Here is a 13,289-nt window from a genome sequence, read left to right as displayed (position 1 = left end):
TCCGAAGAGGACTCGACGGCCCCGCCCTCGGGGCCGTCTGCACCGACGCCCGCCCCGCCACGCGGCCGCCCTCACCGAGGACCGGCCGAGGTCGGGGTCGCCGACCAGCACACAGGGCCGAGCAACCGGCCCGAGCCGCGGGAGCAGGAGGGCCGGGACGGACGCCGCTGCTCACCCGCTGCCCTCTCCGTCACCGGCGGTGCCGGTGGAGTCGATGCCGGCGGTCGCCGTCCTCCCGAACCGCTCGGCGAAGCGGGCGGTGAACAGGTCCGTCCCCTTGCGCGCGACCACGACGTCGACCGGCGCGGCGATCGCTCCGCCGTCGGGGGAGGTGAGCTGGCCGACGCCGTACCGGGTGCCCAGCGGCACCAGGATCCGATGCGTCGTCGCCGGCTCGTGGACGGCGACGGGCTGCTCGCCCCGCAGCCGGGCCGCGATGTTCTCGATCACCGTCGGCGCCTGGGTCATGGCCTGGGTGGCCATCTTCGGGTCGGCCAGATCGGCGATGTCGCCCAGCGCGTAGACGGTCGGGTGTCCGATGACGTTGAGGTGCTCGTCGACCGGGACCGTCTGCCGCTCGGTGAGTCGCACGAGCGCGCCGTCGGCGAGATAGGCCGTGTGCGGGCGCGACCCGAAGGTCCGGAACCAGATGTCGGCGGTGATCTCCTCGCCGTCGGTCGTCGTGACCGTGAACGTCGACGCCGTCGCGGCCGCGGCGTGTGGGAGGTCGGCGAGCGACGTGGCGAGCCGGAGGTCGATGTCCAGCTCCTCCAGCTGGCGGCGGAGCTCGTCGCGCACCTCGGGAAGACAGGCGGGGAGGATCTCGGGCGACGGGTCGAGAATCGTGATGCGCTTGCCGGGCCACGCGTCGCGGATCTCGCCGGCCAGCTCGAGACCGACGGGCCCGGCACCGAGGACGAGCACGCGGTCGGCCCGCGACAGCTGCTCGTTCGTGGCACGCAGGTCGTCGGCGGCCGCGGCCGCGCTGGTCGCCGTCGTCCGCGGGCGCGCGGGGTAGGAATGGCTGGATCCGGTCGCGAGCACGATGTGGTCGGCGTCGACCCGGCACCCGTCGGCGAGCGTGACGCCACCGGGCTGCACGGCGACGACCGAGTCGCGGATCACCCGCCCGCGCGTGAGCAGCGGCCCGTAGTCGAAGAACGGCTGGTCGGCCCAGTCGAGCCGGGCCGTCGCGCGCAGCGAACCGGAGACGTTGACGAAGGCGTCGCGGGGGTCGACGAGGATGACGTCGGCCCTGTCGTCGAGCGCCTTCGCGACCATCGTGCCGGCGTAGCCGCCGCCGACGATCACCACAGTGGAACTCATGTCGTGTCCACACCCTTCGAAGAGTTGATGCATCAACTCTAGACGAAACAGTTGATGCGTCAACTCATACCCGGGTAGTCTCGCCCCGTGCTCGAGTCGTCGTCATCGGAGCTGTCCCCGGAGCAGTGGGCCTACTGGGACACATGGATGACGGCGCAGCGCCTTCTCCTGCGTGAGGTCGACCGTTCCCTGCAGCGCGACTTCGGGATCTCGAAGACCGAGTTCAGCATCCTGGTGACCCTGTACAGGGCCCGGGACACAGCCGTGCGCGTCACCGATCTCGCTGCGTCGCTCGACTGGGAGAAGGGCCGGGTCGCGCATCAGCTGACCCGCATGGAGCGCCGTGGCCTGCTGGAGCGCCGCGAGGCGGGCGCCGCGGGGCGCCGGACCGGCGTCGCACTCACCGACACGGGTCGCGACGTGGCGGTGCGGGCGATCACCGGCCACGGCGCCACGATCCGCCGGCTCGCCCTCGACCGGCTGTCGCCGGACGCCGCCGCGGCCATCGGGGCCTGGAGCCGACAGCTCGTTCTGGAGTTCGGCGACTGAGGCAGCGCCGACCGCCCGGCGATCCGTGTCGGCTCCCGCCACCCGCGACGCAGGGCCCGCACCGTCGGACACTCCCCCGGCGGTCGCGGAGCCGGACCCGCACGCCGGCCCCGGTGACGCAGGGCGGCAGGGTCGACACGTCGTACCGATGGTGGTGGTACGACGTACCGGCAGAGCCGACTCCGGCAGCACGCCGCCCACGAGAGGCAACGTCATGGGACATCCGGTCACGATCATCGGCGCGGGCCTCGGCGGCCTGACGCTGGCCCGCGTCCTGCACGTGCACGGCATCGCGTCGACGATCCACGAGGCCGAGGCCTCTCCCGACGCCCGCACCCAGGGCGGCCGGCTCGACCTGCACGAGTACAACGGACAGCTCGCGATCGAGGCGGCCGGCCTGACCGAGGAGTTCCGCAGCATCATCCACGTCGGCGGTGAGGCGTCCCGCGTCGTCGACCGTCACGCCTCCGCGCTGCTCGACGAGCCCGACGACGGGACCGGGACCCGGCCCGAGGTGCTCCGTGGCGACCTGCGGCGGATCCTGCTCGACTCCCTGCCCGCGGACACGATCCGGTGGGGCCACAAGGTCACGGCCGTCACCCCACTCGGGGACGGCCGCCACGAGGTCCGCTTCGCCGGTGGCGACACGGTCACCACCGACCTGCTCGTCGGGGCCGACGGCGCCTGGTCCACGGTCCGTTCCCTGGTGAGCGACGCCCGACCGCGCTACACCGGGATCTCCTTCGTGGAGACCTTCCTGCACGACGTGGACCGTCGTCACGCCACCAGCGCCGCCGTGGTCGGCACCGGCTCCATGACGGCTCTCGAGCCCGGCCGGGGCCTGATGGTCCATCGCGAGGCCGGCGACGTCATCCACACCTACGTCGGTCTCGCCAAACCGCTGAACTGGATCGACGGTGTCGACGCCACCGACCGGGCAGCCGTCGTCGCGCGTACCGTCGCCGAGTTCGACGGCTGGGCCCCCGAGCTGACCGCGCTGATCTCCGAGACCGACGCCGTCCCGGTGCTGCGTGCGATCAACACCCTGCCCATCGGCCACCGGTGGGACCGGGTCCCCGGGGTCACACTGCTGGGCGACGCCGCACACCTGATGTCCCCCTTCGCCGGGGAGGGCGCGAACCTAGCCATGTTCGACGGCGCAGAGCTCGGCAGGGCCATCGCCGCCCGTCCCCGCGACACCGACGCGGCGCTCGACGACTACGAGCGTGCGCTGTTTCCCCGCAGCGCGGAGTTCGCCGCCGAGTCCGACCGCAACCAGGGACTCCTCTTCGGCGAGGACAGCCCGCACGGCTTCCTCGCACTGATCACCGGCCGGGAGCCCACCGGACCACGCGGGCCTGAGCCGGGACGGAGCCCATCGGCCTCCCTACGACGCGCACGGTCCGGCGGAGGAACCTGACAGGGCGTCTGCGTCCGGCTACAGCCGGCGCTCGCGGAGCGAGCACAGCAGACCGTGGAAGGCGTCCCAGACCGCGTCCCCGTCCCCCGCGCGCCCGGACTCGGCCAGCCACAGAGCGGACTCGTTCATCGCGCCGGACAGCAGCCGGGTCAGCGGCTCGACGGGCTGGGACACGATCACCCCGTCGTCGACGAGCTGCTGCAGCGACTCCGCCAGGTGACGCGCGGAGGTCTGTTCGTCCAGCCGGCGCCACTCCGACCAGCCGAGGACGGCAGGCCCGTCGATGAGCATGATCCGCGACAGCTCCGGGTCGTTCGACACCGAGAGGAACGCCCGGCAGCCGGCGACGAACGAGGTCCAGGGGTCCGCATCGGAGGAGACCGATGTGGACACCCGCTCGGCCACCTCCGCCTGGACCTGGGCCAGGACCTCGCGGAACAGGCCGATCTTGCCGTCGAAGCTGTGGTAGAGGGCACCCTTGGTGACGCCCGCGGCGGCCACGATCTCGGCCAGCCCGACCGCGCCGTAGCCACGCTGGGCGAACAACGTCCGCGCCTCGTGGATCAAAGCCTTCCGCGTCTGCTCCCGTTGCCGGATCCGCACTCCGGTCATCAACCCTCCCGAACTCATGTACCGATGGTACGTGAATCTGCTACGGTCTCCTCGTACGTACCGATGGTACGCCAAATCTCCCCAAGGAGTCCCGTCATGACCACCGTCGCGCCTCGCGAGCAGCGCGCCGGTACCCGCGAATGGCTCGGCCTCGCGGTACTGGCACTGCCCACCCTCCTCGTCTCGATGGACGTCAGCGTCCTGCACCTGGCCGGTCCGGCCATCACCCTGGACCTCGGCGCCACGGCACAGCAGATGCTGTGGATCATCGACATCTACGGCTTCATGATCGCCGGCCTGCTCGTCACGATGGGCAGCCTGGGCGACCGCATCGGGCGCCGGAAGCTGCTGCTCATCGGTGCGGCCGCCTTCGGCGTCGCGTCGATCGTCGCCGCCCTGGCCACCACGCCGGAGGCACTGCTGATCAGCCGGGCCGCCCTGGGCATCGCCGGCGCGACCCTGATGCCCTCCACGCTGTCGCTGATCAGCGCGATGTTCGTCGACCCGCGCCAGCGGGGCATGGCCATCGGGCTGTGGGTCACCATGTTCTCGGTCGGCATCGCACTCGGCCCGGTGATCGGTGGCGCACTGCTGCAGGTCTTCTGGTGGGGATCGGTCTTCCTCATCGCGGTCCCGGTCATGGCGCTGCTGCTCGTCGCCGGGCCGCTGCTGCTGCCCGAGTACCGCGCCCCGGAGGCGGACCCGATCGACCTGGTGAGCGTCGCCCTCTCCCTCGGGGCGATCATGCCCGTCGTCTACGGCCTCAAGGAGCTGGCCGTCGGCGGCAACACCGTCGTCGCCACGGTCGCGATCGTCGTCGGCGCGGCACTCGGCTACGTCTTCGCCCGCCGGCAGCGTCGCCTGACCACGCCGCTGATCGACCTCACCCTGTTCCGCAGCCCGGCGTTCAGCACCGCGGCGGTGGCGATGCTGATGGCGATGTTCGTCGCCGGTGGCACCTACCTCTACGTCACCCAGTACCTGCAGCTGGCCCAGGGCCAGTCCCCCATGACGGCCGGCCTCTGGCTGCTCCCCGCGGCGCTCGGCCTGATCGTGACCTCGATGGCCGCACCGGCCCTGGCCGGCCGCTTCGCCCCGGCGCACATCGTCGCCGGCGGTCTGCTGATCTCCATCGTCGGGCACCTGATGCTCGCCACGGTCGGCCCCGAGAGCGCCCTGTGGGTGGCCGTGGTCGGCTTCAGCCTGACCTACGCCGGTGGCGGTCCGCTGATCGCCCTGGGCACCGACCTGATCGTCGGGTCCTCCCCGCCGGAGAAGGCGGGCTCCGCGGCCGCCGTCTCCGAGACCAGCACCGAGCTCGGCATGGCGCTCGGTGTCGCGGTGCTGGGCGCGCTCGGCACGTTCATCTACCGGACCCAGCTCGCGGACGCACCGGTCGCGGGTGGCACCGACACCTTCGCCGGCACCGTCGAGGCCGCCGGGGGGCTGCCCGGTGCCGAGGGCGCGGAGCTGGTCGCGGCCGGAACCCAGGCGTTCACCTCGGCGCTCTCGACGATCGGGCTCGTCAGCGCCGTGCTCTCCGCGGTGATGGCCGTGGCCATCGTGCTCGGGCTGCGCAGCAGGAGCTGACCGGCCCGGCGCGGGTGCGACGACCGGACACACCCGATCGTCACCATCAGGCCCGTACTGGACATACAACTCGATAGGGCCCCGATAGCCCACACACCTACCGTCGGACGTACCGAACTCACCGCCCAGACCGGGCAGGAGTCCGAGACGCCATGGAGGCGCTGTGGGGGACCTCGCGCAGGTGATGGTGGGGCAGCTGGAACCGTTGCCGAGCCGTCGTCCCGGGAACACCGGGACGACGGCCCGGACGGAGTTCCCGGAACTGCTCGGCGACCTCGTCCGGAGAGGACAGCTCTCCTACACACGGACGTCGTTCGCCGGGGGGAGCACCGTCTACCGCGGACAGCATCCCGACGAGTCGATCTACCTCGTCCTCGCGGGACGGGTGAAGACCATCGTGCACTCCCGGTCGGGCAAGATGTGCCTGCTCCGCATCTACGGAGCCGGGGAGGTCGTCGGCGAGCTCGCCCTCCTCGACGGGGCACGCACCGAGACGGCCGTGGCGATGGACCCGGTGGACATGCTGCGCTTCTCCGCCGAGTCGCTCTTCCGCGCCCTGGACGGACGGGTGCTCCACCGGCACCTCATCCAGCACCTCGCGGGCCGGCTGGCCGAACAGCAGACCTCGATCAGTCACCTCGTGACCGATGACAGCGAGCAGCGGCTGGGGGTGACCCTGCTCGACCTCGCCGACCGGCTGGGACGCCCGGGGCCCGCCGGGGTCACCATCCACGACCGCATCACGCAGGAGGAGCTGGCGCACATCGTCGGCACCACCCGGTCACGGATCGGGTACTTCCTGCGCCGCTTCGAGGAGGCGGGAGCGGTCGAGTTCCGTACCGGGCGCGTCCTGCGGGTGCGACCGGCGGCCCTCCGCTTCTACCTCGACGCCCGAGCCGACGCCGGCTGACCGCTCCGGACCGCCGGACGCGGTCGCCACCACCACGAAGGAGCCAGCCGGTCATGACGCACACTCCCACCGGAACCGTCACCGCCCCGCGACGACCGCGCAACACGGTCTGGGACTGACGGTGCCGCCCCCGGGGTCAGGTCGGCGGCCGCGCACCGCCGGCCGCCCCTCCGGGGGTGGTGTCCGCACGCGCCGCCGCCAACGCGGAGCGGCACCGCTGCTCCAGCAGCGGCAGGCCGCTCCCCTCGACCACCCGCAGCGCCTCGACCGCCGCCGCGGCGGCCGCGACACGGTCGCCCAGGCGCAGGTCCAGCCGACCGATCGCGAGCAGCGCGTGGGCCCGCATCCGCTTCTCGCCCAGGGTCGCCGCGAGCGCGGCGGCCTGCTCGAACGAGCGCCGCGCCGCGACCGGGTCACCTCGCAGCTCCAGTGCCTCGCCCAGCCCGACCATCCCGTGCAGCGCCGCCGACCGGTCGTCGACGGCGCGGGCGAAGGTGAGCACCTCGCCGAACAGCGCCTCCGCGGTCTCGCCCTCGCCACGCCGGAGGTGGACGAGCCCGCGCCGGTGGGTGATCTGCGCGGCGAGCCTGCGGTTCGGCAGGTCCTCCGCCGCGCGTGCGGCGCCCTCGATGACGGCCAGGGCCTCGTCGACCCGGCCGGTGTCCATGGCGAGCTGGGCCAGGTTGGCCAGGACGTGGGCCTCACCGGAGTGGTCGCCGTGCGAACGCAGGACCGCGAGCGCGGCCCGGGACCGCGCACCCGAACGGTCGTAGTCCCCGGTGAGCCGGTCGAGGATGGCGAGATTGCGACCCACGAGCGCCCCGCCGTAGTCGTCGGCGAGCTGGGCGAACAGCGCCGAGGAGCGGTCGAGGTCGGCCCGCGCACTGCCGTAGTGCTGCTCGAACAGCTCGAGCGACCCGAGCGAGTAGCGGACCGCCGCCTCGCCGCGACGGTCCCCCGCCCGGACCACCGCGCTCAGCGCGGTGAGGTGGGTGGACCGCCACTCGTCGTAGAACCCGTAGGCCTCGAACAGCACGACCGCGGTGACCGCGAGGGACCAGCACTCCGTGTGCAGCCCCAGGGCCGACGCCTGGGAGACGGTGGCGACCAGTGCGGCCCGTTCCCGGCGCAGCCACACGAGCGGTTCGGCGAGCAGCCGGTCGGTGATCCGGCTGTCCAGCACCGTCCGCGGCCCGTCGCCACGCAGCAGCAGGTCCCCGCCGTACTCGTGCAGGTGGGTCTGCTCGACCAGCCGGAGGAAGGCCTGCACGACACGGGTGACGGCCTCGACACGCCCGGATGCCGTCTCCTCGGCCATCGCCCGTTCCCGGGCGAAGAGCCGGACCAGCTCGTGCAGCCGGAACTGCCCGGACAGCGGCTCGTCCGCGTCGACCGCGACGATCTCGAGCAGGTGCAGCTCGACGAGCTCGTCGAGACGGCCCTCCGCCGTGCGGGCGTCGCAGCCCAGCAGCACCGCGCACGTCCACCCGCCGATCCGGGGGCTGTCCAGCAGCGACAGCAGCCGCAGCAGCCGGCGGGTCTCCGGGGCCAGCGACTCGTAGGTCAGCAGCAGGCTCCCCCGCACGGCCATGTCCCCGTGCTGGAGCTCGTCGAGCTGCGCCGAGTCGTCGGCCAACCGCGCGCACATGGCACGCAGGGTCCAGTGCGGCCGAGCCGCGAGGCGGGCCGCCGCGATCCGCACCGCGAGCGGGAGGTGCCCGCAGTACCGCGCCAGGGTGCTCGCGGCGTCGGTGTCGGCCCGGATGCGTTCGCTCCCGAGGATGCGCTCCAGCAACGCCAGCGACTCGGCCGGGTCGAAGGCCCCGATCTCGAACCGGGTCGCCCCCGGCAGCGCGGTCAGGCGGCGTCTGCTCGTGACGATCAGGGCACTGCACGAGTCCGGGGGGATCAGCGGGAGCAGCTGGGACTCAATGGTGGCGTCGTCGACGACGATCAGGACCGAACGGCCGGCGATGCGTTCGTGGAAGGCCGCCTGCCGCTCCTCGGACGACTCCGGGATGGAGTTGGGCGGCGTCCCCAGCGCGCGCAGGAAGCGCTCGAGCGCCCGGTCCGTGCCCGCCGGGTCGCTGCCGATCGAGGCGTAGAACCGGCCGTCGGGGAACCGGTCGGCGATGCGGTGGGCGAGATGCAGCGCCAGCGCGGACTTGCCGACCCCGCCGTGGCCGGACAGGACGAGCACCGCGGCGCCGGTCCCGTTGCGGGCTCCCCCGTGGACCGCGGCGAGCATGTCCCGGACCGCGTCGTCCCGTCCCGTGAAGTCACCGACGCCCGCCGGGAGCATCGCGGGAGCCGGGGCGGGGGCCGTCGCCGGGGACTGCCCCTGCAGCAGCGAGGTGTCGCCGCGCAGGATCGCGGCCTCCAGCGAGCGCAGTGGTTCCGCGGGCTCGATGCCGAGCTCGGCGATCGACACGTCACGGGCGCGCCGGTACTCCCGCAGCGCGTCGGCCTGCCTGCCCGCCCCGAACAGGGCCAGCATGAGCTGGCTGCGCATCTGCTCGCGCAGCGGGTAGTCCAGGATCTCGCGGCTGAGGAGCGGCACCAGCTCCGAGTGCCTGCCCCCCGACAGCATCAGCGCGGCCAGCTCCTCGACGACGATCGCGCGGCTCTCCTCGAGCACCACCGCCCGGTCACGCACCACGGGGCTGCTGATCTCCGGGAGGACGACGGGTCCCCGCCACAGGTCGAGCGACCCGCGCAGGACGGTGACCGCCTCCGCGATCCGGCCGGACCGCACGAGCTCGCGGGCGCGGTCGACGGCGCGCTCGAACTCCAGCCGGTCCAGCTCGGCCCCGCCCGGTTCGAGCGCGTACCCGGACCGCCGGGTGACGATCCGGGCGCTGCTCGTCCCCAGGCGCTGCCGCAGGTGCGAGACGCAGATCTGGATCTGGCTGCGGGCCGTCGCCGGCGGGGCGTCCGGCCACACCGCGTCGACGAGACGTTCGGTGGAGACCGCCGCCGGACACTCGAGGAGCAGGCATGCGAGGACCACCTGGAGTCGTGGACCTCCCGGATCGACGACGTCACCCGTCACGCGCTGGACGTCGAGAGCACCGAGAACCCTCAGCCGCACCGACGCCCCCCATGGCCACTGCCGCGATCCGTCGTGAAACCGTCACCGACAGTAGAGAGATCGTCTACAGAAGTCCACGAACGAGTGGTGCACATCGGACGAAACGTCGCCCTGTTCCCCAGGTCCGCCCGCCCCGCCTCGTCCCCCCTGGGCCGAACGGTCGCACCGACTCACCCATGTGGAGAGGTGATCCGGTGTCGGTGACGGTCCAGGTGTACGACCTGCTCCACGGCCGTCCGGCCGTGGAGCTGCACGCCCGGGTGGAGCACGAGGTGGGCGGCCGGTGGGAGGTCGTCCACACCACCCTGACCGACGGCTCGGGCGTGCTGACCGGCGCGGCGCCCCACCGGCACCGCCGAGCGGTACGCGTCGTCCTCGACACCCGCCGCTACTTCGCCGCGCAGGGGGTCCGCTGCACGACCGACGACGTGACGGTGAACGCCGGGACCGTCGGTCCCGGCGTCACCCGGACCGTCGTCCTCCAGATCGCCCCGCACGGGTACGCGGTCTGGGCCGGCCAGACCGGGTGAGCGGCGGTCGCCTGCCGGACGGCGCCCGGCCCGCGCGCGCGGGCCGTCCGGGTCCGCGACGGCGCGAGCGCGCGGCCGATCGCGGCGCGAACCGGCGCGGCACGCACGGTGCCACCGGGGTGAGCGCCGCCAGCACGGCGACGAGTGCGGCCAGCTCGTCGTCGGTGGGGGTACCGCGTAGGACTCGCAGATCGACCACCGGCCGGCTGCTCACTGCGGCGGGTTCCCGTGCCGGGCGGCCTCGCCGACGTGCTTGTCGTGCAGCATCTCCAGCGTCCGGTGGAGCAGCCGACGGGTGTCCCGCGGGTCGATCACGTCGTCCACCAGGCCGCGTTCGGCCGCGTAATACGGGTGGACCAGCTCCTCCCGGTACTCGGCCGTCCGCCGGCCGCGGACGCCCTCCGGATCGTCCGCGGCGTCGATCTCCCGACGGAAGATGACGTTGGCGGCCCCGTCGGGCCCCATGACCGCCACCTCGTTGCCCGGCCAGGCGAAGGACACGTCGCACCCGATGGAGCGGGAGTCCATCACGATGTAGGCCCCGCCGTAGGCCTTGCGCAGGATGACCTGGATCCGGGGCACCGTGGCGGCGCAGTAGGCGTAGAGCAGCTTGGCGCCGTGCCGGATGATCCCGCCGTGCTCCTGGCGGGTACCGGGCATGAACCCGGGCACGTCGACGAGCGTGACCAGCGGGATGTTGAAGACGTCGCAGGTGCGGACGAAGCGGGCCGCCTTCTCCGAGGCCGGGATGTCGAGGGCGCCCGCCTGCACGAGCGGCTGGTTCGCGACGATCCCCACGACCCGCCCGCCGATCCGCGCGAGGGTGCACAGGACGTTGGGTGCCCAGAACTCGTGGAGCTCCATGTGCTCGCCGTCGTCGACGATCTCCTCGACGACCTCCCGCATGTCGTAGAGCTTCGACGGGTCGGCCGGCACCAGGTCCAGGAGCCGTTCGCAGAGCCGCCCGGGCGGGTCCTCGACCCGTGTCGCGGGCGGGGCCTCGTCCCCGTGGGCGGGCAGCAGCGCCACCAGGTGGCGGACGTCGAGCAGGCAGGACCGCTCGTCGTCGTGCACGAAGGTGGCCACGCCGGTCGTCGCGTGCACGTCGGCGCCGCCCAGGGCGTCGTGCCCGATCTGTTCGCCGGTCACCGCGGCGACCACGTCGGGCCCGGTGACGAACATCTGGGCCACGTCACGGACCATGAACACGAAGTCGGTGAGGGCCGGCGAGTACGCGGCCCCGCCCGCGCACGGACCCAGCATGACGCTGATCTGCGGGATCACCCCGGAGGCGGCCACGTTGCGCCGGAAGATGCCGCCGTAGCCCGCCAGGGCCGTCACCCCCTCCTGGATGCGCGCGCCGGCCCCGTCGTTGAGTGACACGAGCGGGGCGCCGGCGGACAGCGCCAGGTCCATCACCTTGTGGATCTTCTCGGCGTGCGCCTCGCCCAGCGAGCCCCCGAAGATCCGGAAGTCGTGGGCGTAGGCGAAGACCGTGCGCCCGTGCACCGTGCCCCACCCGGCGACGACGCCGTCGGTCTCGGGGCGCCTGCGGTCCATCCCGAACGCGCTCGCCCGGTGCCGGCGCATCGCCTCCACCTCGACGAACGACCCCTCGTCGAACAGCAGGTTCAGCCGCTCGCGCACAGTCAGCTTGCGGCGTGCGTGCTGCCGGGCGGTGGCCTCGGCGTCGCCCGCGACGACGGCCTCCCGCCGCCGGTGCAGCTCCTCGACCAGTCCGCGCAGGGTGGGTGGCGCCGCACGGTCGGGCGGACGGTTCTCCAGGACGGTCACGGGGCCGCTCCTCTCGGTTGCACGGTTCGCGCAGACCGACGCTAGGACGCGGCGGTCCGGTGCCCTGCCCAGTTCTGAGCAGCCTCGCGGCGGTCCGCGTCGACGCGCAGTTCTGAGCGGCCGCCCGTGCCGGGCATGCGTACCAACTGCACCGGAACCCGTTCGGGCAGCTCGCCCGGCGTTCGACCGACAAGGAGCACCAGCATGTACGACGCGATCATCGTGGGAGCCCGGTGCGGGGGGTCCCCGCTGGCCATGTTGCTGGCCCGGCGCGGCCACCGCGTGCTGGTCCTCGACCGCGCCGCGCTGCCCTCGGACACCGTGTCGACCCATTACCTCCACCAGGCGGGTCTGGCGCGGCTGCAGGCGTGGGGCCTGCTGGACGGGGTCGTCGCCGCGGGCACGCCCGCGTCCCGGTCGATGCACTACGCCCACCGCGACGTCACGATGATCGGCTTCGCCGACCCCGTCGACGGGATCGACGCGGTCTACTGCCCGCGCCGGGTCGTCCTGGACGAGATCCTGGTCAACGCCGCGCGCCGGGCGGGAGCGGAGGTCGTCGACGGCTTCACCGTGACCGACGTGATCTGGGACGAGGGGCGCGTGGTCGGGGTGCGGGGGCGCTCGGCCTCCGGTGTCGACAGCGAGTTCCGGGGCGCCCTGGTCGTCGGCGCCGACGGTGCCCACTCGACGGTCGCGAAGCGCGTCGACGCGGAGACCTACAACGTCCGTCCGGCCGCGGGCTTCACCTACTACTCCTACTTCGAGGGCCTCGACGACTGGGGCCTGCACCACCGGACCGGGCACCACGGCACCTGGGCCGGCACCTGGCCCACCAACGGTGGCCAGCTCGTCGCCGTGATCGGCCGCAAGGAACTGCTGCGCGAGTTCCGCCAGGACGTGCCGCGCCACTTCCAGGCCGTGCTGGACGATGTCGCACCCGAGCTCGGCGAGCAGATGCGCGACCGCGGGCGGGCGCTCGAGCCCCTCGTCCCGATGCGGTACCCGGACAACTTCTACCGGCAGGCCTCGGGCCCGGGCTGGGCGCTGGTCGGCGACGCGGGCTACCACAAGGACCCGCTGACCGGCTGGGGCATCACCGACGCGTTCCTGCAGGCGGAGATGCTCGCGGACGCGGTGACCCGGTCGGCGTCCGGGGAGACCGACCCCTCCGCGGCGCTCGCGGAGTACGGCAAGCGCCGCGACGAGGACACCGCGGTGCTCTACGACTACACGACCACCGTGGCCGAGCTCGCGGAGCTACCGCCCTTCTTCCAGGCGGTCCTGGAGGCCGCCGGGTCCAGTGACAAGTGGACCCGGGCGATGCTCGGCTGGATCGCGGGCGGGGTCCCCGACCACGAGATCTTCTCCCCCGAGGGCCTCCAGTCCCTCTACGACGACGCCGGGCTCCCCGAGGAGCGGCGCGTCTACGACCCCACGGCCTGACCTCCACCAGCCCGCCGCGAG

Annotated in this window: 11 protein-coding genes; 6 read left to right on the top strand and 5 right to left on the bottom strand. The window is 73.0% G+C overall.

Annotation, left to right across the window (positions count from 1 at the left end):
- Nucleotides 1–171: 171 nt before the first annotated feature.
- The gene (locus KPL57_RS46250; RefSeq protein WP_226356806.1) at nucleotides 172–1,326 is read right to left on the bottom strand and encodes an NAD(P)/FAD-dependent oxidoreductase; all 1,155 of its coding nucleotides are present in this window, start codon (nucleotides 1,324–1,326) and stop codon (nucleotides 172–174) included.
- Nucleotides 1,327–1,413: 87 nt separating this feature from the next.
- On the opposite strand from KPL57_RS46250, the gene KPL57_RS46245 reads away from it, so the two are divergent.
- Together KPL57_RS46245 and KPL57_RS46240 are read left to right on the top strand one after the other, a co-directional pair.
- Nucleotides 1,414–1,875, top strand: coding sequence for a MarR family winged helix-turn-helix transcriptional regulator (locus tag KPL57_RS46245; protein WP_226356805.1), 462 nt, complete (start codon nucleotides 1,414–1,416; stop codon nucleotides 1,873–1,875).
- Nucleotides 1,876–2,089: 214 nt separating this feature from the next.
- Complete coding sequence (locus KPL57_RS46240) at nucleotides 2,090–3,295, top strand: NAD(P)/FAD-dependent oxidoreductase (protein ID WP_226356804.1); 1,206 nt, start codon at nucleotides 2,090–2,092, stop codon at nucleotides 3,293–3,295.
- 18 nt (nucleotides 3,296–3,313) lie between these two features.
- Here KPL57_RS46240 and KPL57_RS46235 read toward each other — a convergent pair whose 3' ends face one another.
- Nucleotides 3,314–3,925 (bottom strand): TetR/AcrR family transcriptional regulator, encoded by a 612-nt coding sequence (locus KPL57_RS46235; RefSeq protein ID WP_226356803.1) that lies wholly within the window; start codon nucleotides 3,923–3,925, stop codon nucleotides 3,314–3,316.
- A gap of 78 nt (nucleotides 3,926–4,003) precedes the next feature.
- On the opposite strand from KPL57_RS46235, the gene KPL57_RS46230 reads away from it, so the two are divergent.
- Nucleotides 4,004–5,497, top strand: coding sequence for an MFS transporter (locus KPL57_RS46230; protein WP_226356802.1), 1,494 nt, complete (start codon nucleotides 4,004–4,006; stop codon nucleotides 5,495–5,497).
- A 163-nt stretch (nucleotides 5,498–5,660) separates the two neighbouring features.
- Nucleotides 5,661–6,407 carry a Crp/Fnr family transcriptional regulator gene (locus KPL57_RS46225; RefSeq protein ID WP_226356801.1) on the top strand — a complete coding sequence of 249 codons (747 nt, stop codon included), beginning with the start codon at nucleotides 5,661–5,663 and terminating at the stop codon, nucleotides 6,405–6,407.
- A gap of 136 nt (nucleotides 6,408–6,543) precedes the next feature.
- On the opposite strand, the gene KPL57_RS46220 is transcribed toward KPL57_RS46225, so the two are convergent.
- Entirely contained in the window at nucleotides 6,544–9,417 is a 2,874-nt protein-coding gene (locus tag KPL57_RS46220) for a BTAD domain-containing putative transcriptional regulator (protein ID WP_226356800.1), read from the bottom strand.
- Between the two features lie 275 nt (nucleotides 9,418–9,692).
- Here KPL57_RS46220 and KPL57_RS46215 point away from each other — a divergent pair, with 275 nt between their 5' ends.
- On the top strand, nucleotides 9,693–10,028 hold the full coding sequence (locus KPL57_RS46215; RefSeq protein ID WP_226356799.1) for a hydroxyisourate hydrolase: 336 nt from the start codon (nucleotides 9,693–9,695) through the stop codon (nucleotides 10,026–10,028).
- Here KPL57_RS46215 and KPL57_RS46210 read toward each other — a convergent pair.
- Together KPL57_RS46210 and KPL57_RS46205 are read right to left on the bottom strand one after the other, a co-directional pair.
- The gene (locus tag KPL57_RS46210) at nucleotides 9,961–10,164 is read right to left on the bottom strand and encodes a hypothetical protein (RefSeq protein ID WP_308253128.1); all 204 of its coding nucleotides are present in this window, start codon (nucleotides 10,162–10,164) and stop codon (nucleotides 9,961–9,963) included. The genes KPL57_RS46215 and KPL57_RS46210 overlap by 68 nt on opposite strands.
- Before the next feature lie 74 nt (nucleotides 10,165–10,238).
- A complete protein-coding gene (locus KPL57_RS46205; protein WP_374203875.1) occupies nucleotides 10,239–11,822 on the bottom strand; it encodes an acyl-CoA carboxylase subunit beta in 1,584 nt (527 codons plus the stop codon).
- Between the two features lie 204 nt (nucleotides 11,823–12,026).
- On the opposite strand from KPL57_RS46205, the gene KPL57_RS46200 reads away from it, so the two are divergent.
- Complete coding sequence (locus KPL57_RS46200; protein WP_226356797.1) at nucleotides 12,027–13,268, top strand: NAD(P)/FAD-dependent oxidoreductase; 1,242 nt, start codon at nucleotides 12,027–12,029, stop codon at nucleotides 13,266–13,268.
- Nucleotides 13,269–13,289 lie beyond the last annotated feature (21 nt).

The sequence above is a fragment of the Pseudonocardia sp. ICBG601 genome, from assembly GCF_020496245.1.
This window is presented reverse-complemented; position numbering and strand designations above follow the sequence as displayed.

Coding starts and splice junctions, on each gene's coding strand:
- KPL57_RS46250 (WP_226356806.1), bottom strand. CDS start 1,326: ATGAGTTCCACTGTGGTGATCGTCGGCGGCGGCTACGCCGGCACGATG.
- KPL57_RS46235 (WP_226356803.1), bottom strand. CDS start 3,925: ATGAGTTCGGGAGGGTTGATGACCGGAGTGCGGATCCGGCAACGGGAG.
- KPL57_RS46240 (WP_226356804.1), top strand. CDS start 2,090: ATGGGACATCCGGTCACGATCATCGGCGCGGGCCTCGGCGGCCTGACG.
- KPL57_RS46200 (WP_226356797.1), top strand. CDS start 12,027: ATGTACGACGCGATCATCGTGGGAGCCCGGTGCGGGGGGTCCCCGCTG.
- KPL57_RS46230 (WP_226356802.1), top strand. CDS start 4,004: ATGACCACCGTCGCGCCTCGCGAGCAGCGCGCCGGTACCCGCGAATGG.